The sequence below is a fragment of the Pseudomonas alkylphenolica genome (assembly GCF_000746525.1).
GTDB lineage: Bacteria > Pseudomonadota > Gammaproteobacteria > Pseudomonadales > Pseudomonadaceae > Aquipseudomonas > Aquipseudomonas alkylphenolica.
The window spans coordinates 4,818,495-4,836,929 of record NZ_CP009048.1; the positions used below are offsets into that span (position 1 = coordinate 4,818,495).

Sequence of the window (18,435 nt, forward strand, 5' to 3'; positions counted from 1 at the left end):
CAGAACGAGCATGGATATGAATACACCAAGCCCCACGCCAACAGTAATACTTGAGGCGAACAAATCGACGGGCGAGCAGCCAATGGAGTTGTTTATCGTCGATGAGCACACCGATAATTATTTGTCTTTGCAAGCGGGCGGTGACTTCGATCGAGGCATGCTGACAGGTATTTTGGGTGGATTTGGTGGCTGCACAATGCTTGGGGTTGGACTTATAGGAGCTCTGCAAGGCGAGTTCGACATCACCTACTTGGCATTTTCTACAGGCATACCTTTACTTTTGGCACCATTCCTATGGGAGACTTTACGCCCATTACCTCTCCCCATTCTGTTCAACCGCCGCACGCACGAAGTGTACTTCGATCACGATGGTGAACTATTCCATACCCCATGGGATGGTATTATCGCTGTAGCGAATGAATTTCAGCTAGTTGGCGCTCAAATCGGTAGCATTCAAAACGCTTCGCTTGAAATCAGGGTGTGGAAATTTGAAAAACCGGAGACAGCGCTAATGGTCAGCCTTGGAGCGCCCTTCGGCAAATCACTGGCATTACAAAAAGGCTTTTGGGAATACATCCGTTCCTATATGAACAATGGCCCTTACTTTGACGAACACGGTAATCACAGCGAGTCGGATGCTTTCGTAAAAAGTCAGTTAGCCGTGCGATTCAAAATGAGCGACAGTTTCAAACATACCCTAGCGCGGATAAAACAGGCGAAAAAATACGCGGGCGGCAAGAATTACTTAAGCGGCAGTGATTTTGCGATGCTGATACTCGAGCCTATGTTTTACCCCATGGCCAGAATCCAGGAATTCACCTACAGCATTGCAAAACGCCGCTCTCGCAACCGCTGGCCCAGCCTTGTTACCGAACGTCTGAAACCCAATGGCCCCACCACGCGCCTTGTTGATCTGGAGAGTGAGCACAACTTAGGAGGGTGCTAGAAATTTGCGCTGCATCGAGGAGGAGTTTCTCTGTTACCCACCTAATCTACCTGCGGCGAATATCACAGAACGAGCATGGACATGAATACACCAGCCCCCACGCCAACAGTAATACTTGAGGCGGACAAATCGACGGGCGAGCAGCCGATGGAGCTGTTTATCGTCGATGAGCACACCGAAAATTATTTGACCTTGCAAGCAGGCGGCGATTTTGATCGAGGAATGTTGACTGGCGTACTGGCAGGAATAGGAGGGATAGGAGGGATTGCATTGGGGCTGTTCAGCTTTTTGCAAAGTGGAGATCTTAAAGGGCTAAGTATTATGCTCGCCATAGCTTTACCTTTATCCGTCCTACCCTTTCTATGGGAAACACTACGACCATTACCTCTCCCCATTCTGTTCAACCGCCGCACCCGAGAAGTGTACTTCGATCACGATGGTGAACTATTCCATACCCCATGGGATGGTATTATCGCTGTAGCGAATGAATTTCAGCTAGTTGGCGCTCAAATCGGTAGCATTCAAAACGCTTCGCTTGAAATCAGGGTGTGGAAATTTGAAAAACCGGAGACAGCGCTAATGGTCAGCCTTGGAGCGCCCTTCGGCAAATCACTGGCATTACAAAAAGGCTTTTGGGAATACATCCGTTCCTATATGAACAATGGCCCTTACTTTGACGAACACGGTAATCACAGCGAGTCGGATGCTTTCGTAAAAAGTCAGTTAGCCGTGCGATTCAAAATAAGCGACAGTTTCAAACATACCCTGGCGCGGATAAAACAGCCGAAAAAAGACGCGGGCGGCAAGAATTACTTAAGTGGCAGTGATTTTGCGATGCTGATACTCGAGCCTATGTTTTACCCCATGGCCAGAATCCAGGAATTCACCTATCGCATTGCAAAACGCCGCTCCCGCAACCGCTGGCCGAGCCTTGTTACTGAACGCTTAAAAGCCAATGGCCCCACCACACGCCTAGTTGATCTGGAATGTGAAAAGGGGGAAGGCGCTGAGTGAAAAACAGTGATATGGAAAACTCAAGTTCGATACCCGATGCTCAGACACCACCCGACTATCACCGGTGCCTGCCCGTCGAGCTGCACAGCCAGGCAGATGCCTTTATCCAGCATTTACATGAGCTACCCAATAGATCACCGGTCGAGTGCCCAAGGTGCGGCCATCCACGTTTCAGGCTGGAAGCCCATCGAAACCTGCGCCTGCCCTACTACCGCTGCATTGCCTGCAATAAAGGCTTTAACTGTCTGACGAAGCATCCGTTCTCGAGATATGGACTTGCGCACCTGTGGTCGGCCTATGCTCATTACTTGTTAGCGGGTTGGTCCATCTATGCTTCTGCCAAAGCCTTGGGTGTTTGCCACACCACCACGTGGCGCTGGATCAAGCCATGCCGTGCCGTGATGGCCAAAGAGTTTCCGGCGCTGTACCACTGGTGGTCTGCGCGACAAGATCGAACCGAGCTGGAGCCACCCGCGCATATTGCGGCTCAAGCCCAGGCGTTCCTGGGTGGGTTAGAGCACGTGCTGACCACTCGCCAGGCTGTCTGCCCGAAGTGTGGTTCGCCTGATATGCGGCGTGTCGATGAGCGACGCCCCACTTTTGTCTGTCCTGGCTGTTGGACCACGGTGAGCTTGATTAAAGGCACGTTGCTGTGCCGATTGAACTATCCAGAACACTGGCTGGGCTTTGCCCAAGGGCTGATCAATGGCGAGAGCATCGTTGATCTGCAGCGGCGCACTGGACTTAGCGAAAGCGCCTGTACGCGCTGGAAGGAGCGTTTCCTGCAGATGATTGAGCAGCAGGGACACGCCGAGCTTGTCCAGTGGATTGCCTGGCTACGCAGTCGCCGGGTCAAAGAGGTCATTGATTATGTGCGTGACGGCGGGAAGATGGAGCCGGTCGCCGGATCGCGGCACGCCGTTGGACCGAAAACGGGTTTTGGCCATTCCCCCGCTTTGAAAGCGAAACATCGCGTCTAATGCTTCACCTGCGCTTTCGGAAGGGGGTAGAGGTGGAAAAGTAGTGCGCCTGACGGGCGCTTAGTTGGGCCAAAATCAAGCGCAAACCGGTGGTGATAGCCACCACTCACACCGCCGTGGCTGGGTTTTGCTGCCGCTTTGCGGCAGATCGCGGGGCAAGCCCGCTCCCACAGCTATGGCACTGTGGGAGCGGGCTTGCCCCGCGATGGACTCACTTCTGAACCTTGCCCACCCCATCAGCCCGGAACATCTGACGAATGCCCCGCACGGCCTGACGAATCCGGTCCTGGTTCTCGATCAGGGCAAAGCGCACATGATCATCGCCATAGTCACCAAAGCCGATGCCCGGCGACACGCACACCTTGGCCTCGGCCAGCAGCTTCTTGGAGAACTCCAGCGACCCCAGGTGCGCGTACTCCTCAGGAATCTTCGCCCAGACGTACATCGACGCCTTGGGGTTCTCGACCATCCAGCCCAGTTCGTGCAGGCCTTTGACCAGCACGTTGCGGCGCTGGCGATACTGTTCGGCAATGTCGCGTACGCACTGCTGGTCACCTTCCAGGGCAGCAATCGCCGCCACCTGCAGCGGCGTGAAGGTACCGTAATCGTGATAGCTCTTGATCCGCGCCAGGGCACTGACCAGCTCCGGGTTGCCGACCATGAAGCCGATACGCCAGCCGGCCATGTTGTAGCTCTTGGACAGGGTGAAAAACTCCACCGCGATGTCCTTGGCGCCTGGCACCTGCATGATCGACGGCGCCTTCCAGCCGTCGTAGACGATGTCGGCGTAGGCCAGGTCGTGGATCACCAGCACGTCGTATTGCTTGGCCAGCGCCACCACCCGTTCGAAGAAGTCCAGCTCGACGCACTGCGCGGTCGGGTTGGAAGGGAAGCCGAGAATCATCATCTTCGGCTTGGGGATCGACTCGCGGATAGCCCGTTCCAGCTCGTTGAAGAAGTCCACCCCCGGCACCAACGGCACCGAACGCACCTGGGCACCGGCAATCACTGCGCCGTAGATATGGATCGGATAGCTGGGATTGGGCACCAGCACCGTGTCGCCATGATCCAGGGTGGCCAGCATCAGATGGGCCAGGCCCTCTTTGGAGCCGATGGTGACGATGGCTTCGCTTTCCGGGTCGATTTCGACCTCGTAACGATCTTTGTACCAGCGCGAGATGGCCCGACGCAGGCGTGGAATGCCGCGGGACGTCGAGTAGCCATGGGTGTCATCGCGCTGGGCGACCTGCACCAGTTTTTCAACGATGTGCGGCGGCGTGGCCCCGTCGGGGTTGCCCATGCTCAGGTCGATGATGTCCTCGCCACGACGGCGTGCGGCCATCTTGAGTTCGGCGGTGATGTTGAAGACGTAAGGGGGGAGACGATCAATGCGCGCAAAGCGGCGCGGCGAACCTTGGTCAGCCATGGCTTCCTCGAAGACGTAAGCGCCCGGAACCGTCCGAGCGACGTTGGCCACTGCGGTGGCCGAGGCGGCAAGATAGAACGTCGCAAGGGTGGCTGTAAAGCGCTTTTGCTCGTGGCCGGGCACCCGGCCACGATGCACTATCTCGTCAGCGGATCGGCTCGAACTCCAGCGCGCGCCAGGTGGCTATATCCAGCCCTGTTGACGGCAGCAGATCGCTACCGCGCACATAGCTGAACGGTTTGGTGAATTCCCCCTGATGAACGCGACGATCGTCACCTTCGGACTCGCTTATCAGCGTGTAGGAGTGCTCGCGCATGGCCTTGTATCGCGCATCGTCGCGATCCAGCGTATCCAGGTAATCGGCAACCTGCTTGTCGCTCAGCGCCAGGCGTTTTTGCAGGGTCACCTGCCAGCGTGTCAGGCAGGTTTCGGCAAAGTGACGCACCAGCAAGCCTGGTTCAGGCAGGTGCTTGCCATCGCTGGCACCATCCCTGGAGGCGTTGCCCACCAGCGTGGCATGTCGCCCTGGTAGCGGGTAGATGTGGGTACGGGTATCAGGATGGGTTGCCGGTATCACGCAGGCAAAGCCCTTGGAGCGTTCGTCACGCGAGTAGAAGCCCACATATTCCCTGACGTTGGCGCGCAGGTGCAGTCGATGCGCTTGCAGGTTGTTGATTCCCGGAACGGGGTCGATGGCGAAGATGTTCACCGGCACCTGGCTGAGCTCGGGGTCATCGGCCATGGCGTTGGCCAGCATATGGCAGCTGATGCCGCCGCGGCTCCAGCCAACGATATTGACCTGAGTGGGAATCGGCCCACCCTTGCGGTGCAACTTGATGATGCCTTCCTGCAACTCCTGCTGCGTAACGCCACGGTCGCCATAATCATAGTGACGCCAGAACCAGGAGCCCTCCTTTTTCACATCCTCGATTGGCGCGCCCGCCGACTTGAGGCGATTGTATTGCTCCTCGGTCAACTTTTCCCGTTGCCAGTTGCAGCGTCCCTTGATCACCTGCAGGGCATGGGCAACGTTCTGTTCCCAACCTGCGCCAAACAGGGTTCCGCTCAGGCCGTACGCCTTGTTCTCGATAAACAGATCGTCGCTTTGCATGTTGCCGCTGCCGGGGCCATCGATGGCGATCCAGTGGGCGAACTCGCGGCCCTGGTCGTTGGCGGCCAGGGTCGCGACCAGTTCGCCATTCCAGAAATTGGGGTTGCGGTCGTCGAAACGGTGCGAGCCGGTGCCGCAGAAGTACACAGTCAAAACGCTCATGGTGGGGCTCTCCCTCGGGTTGAAGTGGCCGCACACTAACAACAGCGAAGCGCGTCAATCAGTCGGCAATCCTGCCTTTTGGAGAGCGGTTTTCCAGGCAAAAAAAAGCCCCGGGCGTTTGCGCCCGGGGCTTTTTTCAGCACATCGGTATCAATGTGCGTAGGTCAGCAGCAGCTCGGTCGGCACCTTGGTGTCGAGCGACATCATCACGCTCAGGGCAGTGATGGTGAAGATCGAGAACACGAACAGCTTGCGGGCCCACAGGCGATCATCGACAGCCTTGTAGCCGGTCCAGGCCATGTACAGCCAGTACATGCCCATGGCGGCAGCAACCGCCATGTAGCTCATACCGGCGTAGCCGCCCAGGGTCAGCATCAAAGTCGCTACCAGGAACGCCACGATGTACCAGAGGATGTGCTTCTTGGCCACCAGGATGCCACGCTTGACCGGCAGGACCGGAATCGAGGCAGCCAGGTAGTCGTTGAAGCGGAAGATCGCGATGGCATAGGAATGCGGCATCTGCCAGAGGCTGAACATCACCAGCAGGGTCAGGGCAGCCAGGTCGAAGCTGTTGCTCACGGCGCAGTAGCCGATCACCGGAGGCATGGCACCGGACAGGCTGCCAACCAGGGTGCCGTGCACCGATTTGCGCTTCAGGTACAGGCTGTAGAAACCCACGTAGATGATGAAGCCGATCAGGCCGAACAACGCTGCCAGGGCATTGGCCTGCACATACAGCAGGCCAAGACCGACCACCCCGAGCAGGGTGGCGTAGGCCAGCGCGACTTTCAGCGAGATCTGGCCCTGAACCATTGCACGGTTCTTGGTGCGCTCCATTTTGATGTCGATGTCACGGTCGATGCAGTTGTTGAACACGCAACCGGACGCCACCACCAGCGAAGTGCCAATCACCGTGGCCAGGAACAGCATGAAGTCGACATGCCCTTGCGCGGCAAGGAAGAAACCGCCTGCCACAGAAAGCACGTTACCGAAAATGATCCCCGGTTTGGTGATTTGGATAAAGTGCTTAACGGACATGTCGTCTTACCTCACTTCGCCATCATGCTGGTGTGGATGCTGAACATGATCCACAGCGACAGACCGACCAACAGTGCAATGACCATCACGGTGAACAGGAAGGTCGACACGTTGGAGCTCTGTTCTTTGGAGCTGTCCATGTGCAGGAAGTACACCAGGTGTACCACTACCTGAATGACCGCCAGGGCCACCACCACCATGATGGTGATGTCCTTCGGCATGCTCGGGAACATCACCAGGCCGAACGGAATTGCAGTCAGGATCACCGACAGGATGAAGCCGATTGCATAGGACTTGACGCTACCGTGGTTGCCCTCGGCGTGGCTGTTATGTGCATTAGCCATTTACAGAACCCCCAGCAGATACACGACGGTGAACACACAGATCCAGACCACGTCCAGGAAGTGCCAGAACAGGCTCAGGCAGCTCATGCGGGTCTTCGCGGTACCAGTGATACCGTGCTTGTTGATCTGGTACATCATGACCGCCATCCAGATCAGACCTGCGGTTACGTGCAGACCGTGGGTACCAACCAGCGCGAAGAACGCCGACAGGAAGCCACTGCGCTGCGGGCCGAAGCCCTCGGCGATCAGGTGATGGAACTCATAGACTTCCATCGCGATGAAGCCGGCACCGAACAGGAAGGTGACAGCCAGCCAGCCCAGCACGCCGCCCTTGTTGCCTTTGAACATCTGCAACATGGCGAAGCCGAAGGTGATACTCGAGAACAGCAGCAGTGCGGTTTCGACCGCGACAAAGTCCAGCTGGAAAATGTCGTGACCCGACGGGCCGCCGGCAAAACTGCCGGACAGCACCGCGTAGGTGGCGAAGAGCGACGCAAACAGGATGCAGTCGGTCATCAGGTACAGCCAGAAACCGAAGACGGTCATCTGGCCCGAGTCGTGGTGGTGATCGTCATGCCCATGGTCGTGACCATGAGCATGCGTGTCTGCATTGATTACATGACTGGACATTGATTAAACCTGCTCAAACGATTTGACACGCGCGCCAGCCGGCGAACCGGTAGCCAGGCCCAGGGCCTTCATGCGCTCACCTTCGATACGCGCCACTTCTTCGGCAGGAACCATGTAGCCCTGGTCGTCACGCGCAGCGTGAGCAACGAAGACAGCGATGGTGCCGACCAGGCTGGCAGCAACCAGCCACCAGATGTGCCAGATGAAGGCGAAACCGAATACGGTGAGCAACGCACCCATGAACACACCGGTCGAGGTGTTGTTCGGCATGTGGATCGCTTCGTACTTGGCCGGAACCTTGTAAGCCTTACCGGCTTGCTTGGTTTCGTGCCAGGCGTCCAGATCGACGTTCTCAGGCATGGTGGCGAAGTTGTAGAACGGCGGTGGCGACGAAGTCGACCATTCCAGGGTACGGCCGCCCCATGGGTCGCCGGTCACGTCCATGTTGTCCTTGCGATCGCGAATCGACACGTACAGCTGGATCAGCTGGCAGGCGATACCGAACAGGATCAGCACGGCGCCGACTACGGCTACGTACAGGTAGGGTTCCCACAGTGGGTTGTCGGAGTGGTTCAGACGACGGGTCATACCCATGAAGCCCAGTGCGTACAGTGGCATGAAGGCCACGTAGAAACCGGAGATCCAGAACCAGAAGGCAGCTTTGCCCCACTTCTCGTTCAGGGTGAAACCGAAGGCTTTCGGGAACCAGAAGGCGAAACCGGCAATGTAGCCGAATACCGCACCACCGATGATCACGTTGTGGAAGTGAGCGATTACGAACAGGCTGTTGTGCAGAACAAAGTCAGCACCTGGAACAGCCAGCAGTACGCCGGTCATACCACCGATCGAGAAGGTAACCATGAAGCCCAGGGTCCACATTACCGGCGCGGTGAAGCGCAGACGGCCCTGGTAGATCGTGAACAGCCAGTTGAACAGCTTAACCCCGGTCGGAATCGAGATCAGCATGGTCGCCAGACCGAAGAAGGTGTTGACGCTGGCGCCAGAACCCATGGTGAAGAAGTGGTGCAGCCATACCGCAAAGCCCAGTACCGCGATCGCGCCCGAAGCGTAGATCATCGACTTGTGGCCGAACAGGCGTTTGCCAGCGAAGGTCGAGGTGACTTCCGAGAACACACCGAAGGCCGGCAGGATCAGGATGTAAACCTCAGGGTGACCCCAGGCCCAGAACAGGTTGACGTACATCATCGGGTTCCCACCAAGCTCGTTGGTGAAAATGTGGAAGTCCAGATAACGGTCAACAGTCAGCAGTGCCAGAGCGGCGGTCAGGATCGGGAACGAAGCAACGATCAGGACGTTGGCCCAGGTGCAGGTCCAGGTGAAGATCGGCATGTCCATCAGCTTCATGCCAGGCGCGCGCATTTTCAGCACGGTGGCGAGGAAGTTGACACCCGTTAGCGTCGTACCTAGACCCGATAGCTGTAGCGCCCAGATGTAGTAGTCGACACCCACGCCAGGACTGTACTGGATACCCGCAAGCGGTGGGTAAGCTACCCAGCCGGTCTTGGCGAACTCACCGACACCCAGGGACACGTTGACCAGCACGACGCCGGACACCAGCAGCCAGAAGCTCAGGGAGTTGAGGAACGGGAAGGCAACGTCACGCGCACCGATCTGCAGAGGCAGGGCCAGGTTCATCAGGCCGGTGAAGAATGGCATTGCCATGAAGATGATCATGATCACACCGTGAGCGGTGAAGATCTGGTCATAGTGTTCGGGAGGCAGGTAGCCCTCGGAGCCGCCGGTGGCCATGGCCAGCTGCGTGCGCATCATAATGGCGTCGGCAAAGCCGCGCAGCAGCATGATCATCGCGACGATGATGTACATCACCCCGATTTTCTTGTGGTCGACCGAAGTCAGCCACTCGGACCACAGGTAGGTCCATTTTTTGAAATAGGTGATTGCACCGATCAACGCGATACCGCCGAGCGCGATCATGGCAAGTGTCACCATGACTATCGGCTCGTGATACGGAATCGCATCCAGACTTAGTTTACCGAACATCTCTTACTCCTCTGCCCCAGCAGCTGAATGCATACTCACGTCCATCCCTTCGGTACCGGCCGCTTCTTTGCTCTGCTCTTTTTCGTGGACCGGCCGACCGCGGTTCATGCCTTCGTACTTGTCGACGATGGACTGGAACTGCTCAGGCGAGGCCACGCTGTACAGCGCGACTGGATTGTTTTCGCTAGTTTTGGCCAATGCCGCATATTCAGCCGCATCCAGCTGTTTAGGCGATTGCTTGACTTCGTTCACCCATGCCTCGAAATCGGCCTGGGAGGTGGCAGTTGCCTTGAACTTCATACCGGTGAAGCCAGCACCGCTGTAGTTCGCCGAGATACCGTCGAACTCGCCGTTCTCGTTGGCGATCAGGTGCAGCTTGGTGGTCATGCCAGCCATTGCGTAGATCTGGCCGCCCAGGCCCGGAATGAAGAACGAGTTCATTACCGAGTCGGAGGTCACGCGGAAGTTAACCGGGGTGTTGGCCGGGAAGACGATCTTGTTGACCGTGGCAATGCCTTGTTCCGGGTAGATGAACAGCCATTTCCAGTCCAGGGCGACCACGTCGATCTGCACCGGCTTCACATCGGAAACCAGCGGACGATACGGGTCCAGCTCGTGGGTGGTCTTGTAGGTCACATAGCCCAGGGCGATGATGATCAGAACCGGGATGGTCCAGACCGCCACTTCGATCTTGGTCGAGTGCGACCAGTCAGGGGTGTAAGTGGCAGCCTTGTTGGAAGCGCGATACTTCCAGGCGAACGCGATGGTCATGAAAATGACAGGAATCACCACCAGCAACATCAAGCCGGTAGCGATGAGGATAAGGTTCTTTTGCTCAATGCCGACCTGGCCCTTCGGGTCGAGCAGGGTCCAGTTGCACCCACTGAGTAAAAGCATGCCTAAAAAGGGCAGAATGCCAAACAGTCTGGGGTAACGCTTTTTACTCATCTCACGACCTCTAGAGCAGCTTGCTTCAATGCAATTTGTGTTTTGGTCGCCAACACTTCGTCCTGCCAAGTGTCAGCATTTATGGGATCGAATACGGTCATGCCTTGAGGCCAGCTGCGGCGGCTCGGCATAAACCGGGTATTACGGTGCTTATTGTTTTGACTTCGTAGGCAACAGGCCTGTGTTCAGACCAATTCCATTTGGTGCGGGAAATCACGGAGGGGGGTCAGCCCGGCATCGCCGCAGGCGATGCTCGTCAGAGTCAGCAAAAAGAGCCCTGAAGCTCCTTTAATCCTGCGACTCGCAAGCGGTGCCGAACGGAAATTGGGGGCGATTGTAGATAGGTCGTCATTCAATGACTATGACTAATTGAGCAACAGTCTTTTACAGAATTGACAATAATCAAGCCTGAAAAATCAGTTTCGCGACAGTTTGTCGCACCCCGTTCAATACCCCTGAAGCCCTTGTATTACAAGGTCTCAGACTTGATCTAGATCAAGGCGGGTGCGACACCGAATGAAAGTTCCATTGCACATCAGACTTGCATCAACACGTGACTTTTGTCTAAGGCTTGCGACGGTTGCGGTAGATGCCCAGGGGCACCAGAACAGCCGTGAGGGTGAAGGCCAGCAGCGCCCATTGCGCCAGTGACAGACCCAATACCGGCGGATAGGGCGTGGAACAGAATCCATCGACCTGGAACACCAGCGGCAACACCGACGCCAGCGGCAAACCATCGACGATCGGCTGCAGGGTATCGATGCCACAGCTGACCGCAGGGTTGGCCAGAATATACACATGGTTGCTGGCGGCAGCGATGCCGCCGATAGCACTGAGCACCACCAGGCCTTCGAGGACAGTCAGGCTGCGCACCCCGGGCATGGCAGCGCCAATAAAGGCAAACACGGCAATCAGCAACAGCGCATAGCGTTGCAGGATACACAGCGGGCAAGGCGCTTCGCCGAGCACCACCTGCATATACAAGGCACCGCCGATCAGGGCCAGGCAGATCACCCCCAGCAGTACCAGAAAGCGCCGTTCCCGGTTCAGGCGCGATGTTTGCTCGTTCATTGCATATCCTTGGTTGACTGAATGGCTCGACTGCCTGCCCGCAATTCTACACGCTCAACCAGACCTTTAAGAACGGTAAAAGTGCCGCGCCAGACTTGCTCAGGCTGGCATGGCCAGCGGCGCAAAGCAGAATGCTGAATTGCCACTATCTTAGTCCTGTGGATTACCCTATCATTAACACTGTACAAATAAACAGTGTCGAACACATCGATATTCAAAAGGCATGTGAGGTGATGAATGGCCGTCGAAGTGGTATACCGCAGCAGCCGCGATCTGGAGCGCTTGTTCATGGATAAAGCTGAAGCTGACCGTCACGACAAGATGCTTGTTTTGCGTTCCGCATAATCTTGTCTATACCTAGCACAAGCAGCTTGCTAGCTGCTGGCAAGCCTGATTTCTCGGCGAGGTATGACATTGACAATTATCAAAGACATAATCGCGAGGGCGGACCATCCGTTTGAAAATCTTGAAGAGCGGCCTCTCTCCCTCTTTGCCAGAGACCATGTTCCTCAGGGGCAGCGCATTACTAGCACGCTCCGGTATCTCGAATGCTACCTTCAGATTACAGATCAAGCGCTTACCTATCAGGATGTCGCGTCAACTGCCAGCGATGAGATTCTCGCCACGTTTTGCGGCGCACTATCAAGCCCGAAATTCGCCACCCTAACTAAAGGGACGATTTCTACAATCATTAGAAAACTTACGGCTGTCGTAAACTGCATCAGATCCCAACATGACGCCTTGCCCTTTTCAACGTTTGGTTCGGATACGACTGCCAACCCATTATTAATCGAGTATCGTTCAGCCTTTGAAAGCTTACATTTGAATGAGGAGAAAGTCTGGTACTGGTCCGGATGGGCATGTCTCAACGGAGCGGGGAAAATTGTCAACTTACCTCTCGTCAACGTTTATTACTCATATGGTAGAAAATTCACCCAACTGCTATACAACATATGCGAAACGTATCTTGCAGGTCGTCGCTTGCCAAATATTCAATTTGTCAGTTTATTTAGCTCGTACCTTTCTAAATATCCAAATGAGTTCAAGGAAGCGGATTTTAGCAACAAAGATGGCTCCACTAATTTTTTCAGCGCCCTGTGGAAACACCTTTATCTTAGCTCCGTAGAAAAGAACCTACATCATGAGACCGCCATAGTTTCTTGGCGCTATCATATTATGCCGTTTATCAAAACCCAACTTGTTCCGAATGGTCTTTTTGCAAAACCTGATTGTCTCGCCGATCCGGCCCCGACCGATTCACGCGGACAAAACAAAAATCTAAAAGAGCGCCCGGGCGGGATTGTAAAAGCCAATCTATTGACAGAGATCCCTCTCCATATCTCAGATGACGAAGCATTTCGACACCTGAAAAGACGAATAATTTTCTGCCATAGCGCAGCAATTGAATGGTGCAACAGAGTTGTTCAAAGGGTTCAGACTGCCAACGAGAGACTCGAACTTTTGGCTCGAGATGGCAAGCCTATACTTACGGGCTCCAGACTACACGATGAGCCTAACGCCTGGCTCGCGTCGAACGATAATCCAGACCAGCTAAAAAATCTCGCCGCAACCCTAGAAATATATGGATACGATGAACTCCGACGCGCCCTCAAAAACTGCAACGTTTCTCACGGCCCCATTGCTGAAAGCTTAGGACTACCAACCACTGACGTTTTAATACCAATATGTATAAAACTTATTTCATTAGACCCGAAGATCACCCCAAGTTTTCTCACCAGCGTGGCGATCTTTGATAAAAATGACAAGCGCAGGGGTATAGACTCAGGCGACACAATAGAATACCTGCATGGCCATAAAGATCGGCGCGGCCCCAGCAAATCTGAAATTCGAATTCCACTGAATGAAGAATCAAAGAAAATAGTTCAACTACTAGTTTCTATAACTTCACCACTGCGTGCGTCCTTAAAAAAATCAAACGACCCCCGATGGCGAAAGCTACTGCTGACCTCTAGGCAATTCGTGGGCCCTCCATGTGAGTTCGGGTGCAAAGCAAAAACTGACGATGGACGAGTAAAGAACCTAATAAACGAACTCACAACAACCCATGACTTATCCCATTGGAAACCGGACGAACTCAACCACTTCGCCAAGGCTATTCTTTGCCCCTCGAAAATGAGAACCACATCCGGCGTCGTGCATTTTCTAGAGACTGGCAGCCTCCATTCGATGGCAAAGGTATTAGGTCACGCTAGCTACGACCCAAAATTACTAGCTACCTACTTGCCCACAAGTATCTTGCATTACTTTCGGGAACGGTGGGTTAGAGTTTTTCAGACAGGGGTAATAGTTCAAGCAATGAGGTCCAGCAAGTTCCTACTAGAGGCAACAAATTTCACAAACGACCATGAGCTCGCCTCATTCCTGGAGAACCACACGCTACCTGACATAAGCGAATGCTCTGAAACTATTTTACCAGATCCTACCCGGCCAGGCAACACCAAACTCCTTATATCAATTAGTTTACCCGTCGCGAGAATACTACTGACTTTAAAAGAGCGTAGAGAAGAAGGCGAATTGAGCGAAAACCTTATGCATTGGGCAGAGTTTTGCGAGCACTTACTAGACCATCTACATTCTGATAAAGAAAACAGTTTTGAAGCCCTCGAAATATTCAAGCTTGCGAAGGAGCTTGGGTCAATGAGCGACATAGGCATCTCATCAAATGGATAACCTAGACTTCCTCAAAGCAAATATTGAGTACTTTGATAAGCATTTCGGAAGCGAACCCACACCATTCGATTCAGCCCCCTTCCTGAGAGACCAATTTGAAGCGGAAACTTGGGATCTCGACTTTGGTCTATCCGAACCTATGCACATCGACTTCAGAATCTTGGTCGAAACCGTCCCCCTGACATATTGCTTGGACGGAGATTTGTGCAGACTTTTTAAAAGGTGGATTTGCGCTGCCGGAACAAACTACAACCCAATGTCCACACTATCAAATTCGACAATGCAAAGGAAGGTTGCAAATACGGTCGGTGTAATTGACTGGTTACTAATTAATAACGACAGCTTCCGCATACACGAACATGGCTTAAAATTGCTTAACAACAACAATCTTAAGGGGTTGCTTGCAAGCTGTGGCCGCTCACCCAACCTTTCTACTGTGGTGTATGAATGGCCAGAAAGACTTAGAAGTTTCCTGAAAGATTTAGTTGACTCAACCTCAAAAATTGAAATTTATCAAGCACTCGAAGACCACCCAATCTTGACGGAGCCATGGGAGGAGTTATCACAAAGTATCCTAGAAATCGAGGATGCGCTGCGTGACGACTTCCCGCAACGCGAAGATATTTGCACGGTGCGAGCGGCGCTTTGGCTTGCAGGATTTTACATTTGCGGCCCGCGATCAGCGCTCACTATCGACACAACAAAAATAGCTAGAATCCTATATGTGAATACATTAGGCGGAATAAAACACTATCCGCTCCCCACTTTTTTCGTGCTAAAGCCTCGCAACTATCAAGTCCCTGAGTTCTCACGGGTTCCCGTACGCGCAAGACATGCAAGCATGACTCCGCCTGCAATCGGAGCGATTATTTCAACATTTGAAGTTTTAAGGGTGTTACGACAGAACTCTAATCTCACACCAGTATCAGAACTCGAAATCCCATCCTCGGAATACCTTGAGGAGCAGTTCAATCTAAGTAAAGTAGGACGTTTCACCTCGCTGCCTGTAGCGCTCACCCTAAAGTGCCTTAGAGACTCAATTGAATTCTATCTTGAATATGGAAAAGCAATAATTTCAAGCTACTTAAGGCTAATGGAATCAGTGGTAATTATGGGAATACCGTATCAATCCACGCGATGCGAGTCTATTGAGATATCCCGCTACCTAGATGAAAAATTGAGCGCACTCAATGTAAAAGTTTGGAACAAGCAATTTTCTATCCACGCCAGAAAAAACGACCCTAACTTCAAGGCAAAATTTGACTCGCTTCGATCAACCCCTTCACTCCACGAACTCATGCAGGTATTACTGGGGGCGATCCAAGTCACGCTTGGAGTCCTGCAGGCTCGCCGTGCTTCGGAACTGAGAAAAATTATCGCAGGCCAATGCCTTTCCTCAGACCACCGATCCCTTGAAACAGTCAATCGAAAAACCGGGCTTTACGGACTGAACGTAAAAATTGTTCGACCAATACCCCATATCGCTGCGGACATGATTCAAAGCTTAGAGACCATGCAGGCAAGCCTAATAAAACTTGGCTTACTCGACCGGCACAGAGAAGTACTGAGCGGGCCATTAAAAAACGGCAGGCTCGAGAACTTGCACCCGCACACATCTCAGTTGAAGTTCGACATTTTTTGCGATTACTTTCAAACTCCCCTAGACGATAGAGGGCGTCGGTTTTATTTGCGGAACCACCAACTTCGACGATTCTTTGCGCAAGTTTTCTTTTGGCATCAAACAGAAAAAGAAGACACCTTGGATGTTTTGAGGTGGGTGCTCGGCCACGGCGATAGCGAGATGATTTACCACTACATTACAGAAAGCACACCAGGTCAGGTCTTGAGAGAGGTGAAAGCAGAGTGGGGCGCACGGATGCTTCGCGCGGAGCCCGACAAGGTGAGTAACCTTACAATTTTCATACAAAAACATTATCAAATGTCTGATTTCGCAATACTACCAGAAGAACAGATAGAAGAGTATTTGCTCTATTGCATTTCGACTGGATCAGTAAAAATAGAACCAGAATTTCTGACTGACTCTGACGGCTCCCATTATAGAATCATCGCCACAATTCGAGACAAAGGAAATAATACATGAGTAGCGCTACTCAAGAGCAGTCAATCCGAAACTTGTGTGAACTACTAGTTTTAGTTTCTGTTAATCCGGGCGCATACTTACAAGACTCTGTGCTTCTTTCGTCGCTCAAAAGCCAGGGAAAGCTGTCAAGCTATCACTCTGAAAAGCTGGGGATTTCCAAAACATCATTGAACACGTTGAAACGTCACTGTGAGCATTACGTTTCTGGTGGGTTTACTCATTTGGATCAGCTACGGGCCAGCGCTTTGAGTGCAGTGACACAAGCTACTACGCCGACCTCGGTAAAACGAAGAAGTCAAAAAGACACAATAGCCAAACTCACACAAGAAAATGCTCAGCTGAATTTGGACCTATTGGCTATGACCAAGCTGCTGCGACTATCCATGCGGCAAACTCGGTCCTTCGCTCAGCTTTGCAACGACAGCGTAGCATCGGCACTTTATGCAAAAGAATCAAGGGAGCTGCTTGATATGCTGTCAACTGTGGGAGCGTTAGCGGGTAAACTTCATGAATAAGCTCTATAAACATATTAACATCAATCAAAAACTTCCGTTCGCTGTTAAACCTGATCACTCGATCATCCTCAGTGATGCAGGAAATATCCCGACACTTAGATGGCCAAACGGCTCGTGGTGCATCGAAGCTAACATATGGATTTTGGAGCTTTATGATAGGGGGCTTTCAAGAAGCGACAGAGGTGGCTCACTACTATCTTACGCGACAAACATTAGTCACCTGATACGCTATTGCGATGCACAAAATACAAAATTTCTTGATCTCACCGATTTGCAATTCAATTTTTTCGTCAAAACCTTACTGGGCCAACGTAGAGCGGATGGTACAAAACTACGCACTCAAAACACAGTTAAAAACATTGCAAAAAACTGCGTAGACTTTATCGATTTTTTATCTAGAGAGTTCCATTCACCGAGTCGTTTAACCATTGCAGTAATAGAACAAACGATCTTCACTCCCGACGGATCAAAGCTTATTCGAAACTCAAAAACTCACTCGGCGATACCTCCAATGACAAGGGTCGAAGAGCGTTTCCCAATAAACAGTGAGACAATAAAGTGTCTTCGCCTTGCCGCAGCTGCAGACGCATCCGCGTCCCCGTATGTCAGATCAAGACGACGTGTCATGATCCGCTGCTTCGAGATGTTAGGTGCGAGACGCGCGGAGGTAGGGCAGCTTCGGGTAAGAGACGTCAGAGCAGCGGTCCAGACACAGCATTTGCGGGTCGTCACTCTAAAAGGTGGTGTCAGACGCAGCATAAACCCGGCTGCGGAAGACCCTGGGCGATTTAGAGAAATCCCGATATCTCAGGCAGATTTAAAATTACTTACGGACTACATTGAGTACGTGAGAGCTCCCCTAGCACGTAGACTCAAGACCACGCACGACTATCTATTTCTGAACGAAAGAACTGGGAACCCTCTGACACCGAACGCTTTCACAGCTGAAATTCAACACATCGCGAAGCTAGGAAAAATTTTGGACCCTGTTAGTCCGCACCTATTTCGCCACCGTTTCATAACAAAAATATTTGTCGCAGAAATTCTTAGACAGAAAGCCGACAGCCTTGAGGATTTCAAACAAGCAATACTGGAAACAGAGTCTCTAAAGCGTAAGATTCAGGAGCTAACTGGCCATCGACGCGTTGCATCATTAGAGCGCTACATCCACCTAGCATGGGAAGAGGCAATGGCCATATCCAAGACCTCACCGAAGTTCAAAACATTGACGGAGATCGACGCCATACGGGAGCAAGCAACGGCGCTGCTGGCTAACCTTACAGAAAAGCGTCCATCCAAGGAGACTAAGGCATTACTCGACTTGCTGCTTTCATTCGAAGCGCTACTTTAATTAATTTTTATAGCTTTATCTCACAATCGCCTCAGCACAGATGCGACTCAGCATGTAAAATCGATTCTGAGCATCTTGCTCAGCT

At 52.9% G+C, this 18,435-nt stretch carries 15 protein-coding genes and 1 pseudogene; 8 read left to right on the forward strand and 8 right to left on the reverse strand.

Annotation, left to right across the window (positions count from 1 at the left end; all coding sequences use genetic code 11):
• Positions 1-16 precede the first annotated feature (16 nt).
• From PSAKL28_RS26565 to PSAKL28_RS27790, 3 genes are all read left to right on the forward strand, one after another.
• Positions 17-946, forward strand: coding sequence for a hypothetical protein (locus tag PSAKL28_RS26565; RefSeq protein WP_257011826.1), 930 nt, complete (start codon positions 17-19; stop codon positions 944-946).
• Between the two features lie 81 nt (positions 947-1,027).
• Positions 1,028-1,960, forward strand: a complete 933-nt coding sequence (locus PSAKL28_RS26570) for a hypothetical protein (protein WP_257011827.1) — start codon at positions 1,028-1,030, stop codon at positions 1,958-1,960.
• The gene (locus PSAKL28_RS27790) at positions 1,957-2,940 is read left to right on the forward strand and encodes a hypothetical protein (protein ID WP_157687064.1); all 984 of its coding nucleotides are present in this window, start codon (positions 1,957-1,959) and stop codon (positions 2,938-2,940) included. Before PSAKL28_RS26570 ends, PSAKL28_RS27790 begins: the two co-directional genes overlap by 4 nt.
• Before the next feature lie 211 nt (positions 2,941-3,151).
• Here the strand turns inward: PSAKL28_RS27790 and alaC are convergent, their stop codons facing one another.
• The 8 genes from alaC to PSAKL28_RS22160 all read right to left on the reverse strand — a co-directional run bounded on the left by alaC (position 3,152) and on the right by PSAKL28_RS22160 (position 11,692).
• Entirely contained in the window at positions 3,152-4,366 is a 1,215-nt protein-coding gene (gene alaC / locus PSAKL28_RS22125; RefSeq protein ID WP_038616947.1) for an alanine transaminase, read from the reverse strand.
• 145 nt (positions 4,367-4,511) lie between these two features.
• Positions 4,512-5,639, reverse strand: a complete 1,128-nt coding sequence (locus PSAKL28_RS22130; RefSeq protein ID WP_038614558.1) for a hypothetical protein — start codon at positions 5,637-5,639, stop codon at positions 4,512-4,514.
• A 150-nt stretch (positions 5,640-5,789) separates the two neighbouring features.
• Positions 5,790-6,677, reverse strand: coding sequence for a heme o synthase (gene cyoE / locus PSAKL28_RS22135; RefSeq protein ID WP_038614560.1), 888 nt, complete (start codon positions 6,675-6,677; stop codon positions 5,790-5,792).
• Positions 6,678-6,688: 11 nt separating this feature from the next.
• Positions 6,689-7,021, reverse strand: a complete 333-nt coding sequence (gene cyoD / locus PSAKL28_RS22140; protein WP_038614561.1) for a cytochrome o ubiquinol oxidase subunit IV — start codon at positions 7,019-7,021, stop codon at positions 6,689-6,691.
• Positions 7,022-7,651, reverse strand: a complete 630-nt coding sequence (locus PSAKL28_RS22145) for a cytochrome o ubiquinol oxidase subunit III (protein WP_026001353.1) — start codon at positions 7,649-7,651, stop codon at positions 7,022-7,024.
• 3 nt (positions 7,652-7,654) lie between these two features.
• A complete protein-coding gene (cyoB, locus tag PSAKL28_RS22150; RefSeq protein ID WP_038614563.1) occupies positions 7,655-9,673 on the reverse strand; it encodes a cytochrome o ubiquinol oxidase subunit I in 2,019 nt (672 codons plus the stop codon).
• A 3-nt stretch (positions 9,674-9,676) separates the two neighbouring features.
• Positions 9,677-10,621: a ubiquinol oxidase subunit II gene (gene cyoA, locus PSAKL28_RS22155; protein ID WP_038614564.1), complete on the reverse strand. Its 945-nt coding sequence runs from the start codon at positions 10,619-10,621 to the stop codon at positions 9,677-9,679.
• 564 nt (positions 10,622-11,185) lie between these two features.
• A complete protein-coding gene (locus PSAKL28_RS22160) occupies positions 11,186-11,692 on the reverse strand; it encodes a disulfide bond formation protein B (RefSeq protein ID WP_038614565.1) in 507 nt (168 codons plus the stop codon).
• A 237-nt stretch (positions 11,693-11,929) separates the two neighbouring features.
• Between PSAKL28_RS22160 and PSAKL28_RS27530 the strand changes: the two are divergent.
• From PSAKL28_RS27530 to PSAKL28_RS27435, 5 genes and pseudogenes are all read left to right on the forward strand, one after another.
• Positions 11,930-12,025 (forward strand): annotated as a pseudogene (locus PSAKL28_RS27530) (YebG family protein); the annotation flags it as partial.
• An 81-nt stretch (positions 12,026-12,106) separates the two neighbouring features.
• Positions 12,107-14,383 (forward strand): hypothetical protein, encoded by a 2,277-nt coding sequence (locus PSAKL28_RS27795; protein ID WP_157687065.1) that lies wholly within the window; start codon positions 12,107-12,109, stop codon positions 14,381-14,383.
• Complete coding sequence (locus tag PSAKL28_RS27800) at positions 14,376-16,484, forward strand: hypothetical protein (protein WP_157687066.1); 2,109 nt, start codon at positions 14,376-14,378, stop codon at positions 16,482-16,484. The genes PSAKL28_RS27795 and PSAKL28_RS27800 overlap by 8 nt, the downstream gene beginning before the upstream one ends.
• On the forward strand, positions 16,481-16,999 hold the full coding sequence (locus PSAKL28_RS27805) for a hypothetical protein (RefSeq protein ID WP_157687067.1): 519 nt from the start codon (positions 16,481-16,483) through the stop codon (positions 16,997-16,999). Before PSAKL28_RS27800 ends, PSAKL28_RS27805 begins: the two co-directional genes overlap by 4 nt.
• Positions 16,992-18,350 carry a tyrosine-type recombinase/integrase gene (locus PSAKL28_RS27435; protein ID WP_084589136.1) on the forward strand — a complete coding sequence of 453 codons (1,359 nt, stop codon included), beginning with the start codon at positions 16,992-16,994 and terminating at the stop codon, positions 18,348-18,350. The genes PSAKL28_RS27805 and PSAKL28_RS27435 overlap by 8 nt, the downstream gene beginning before the upstream one ends.
• Positions 18,351-18,435 lie beyond the last annotated feature (85 nt).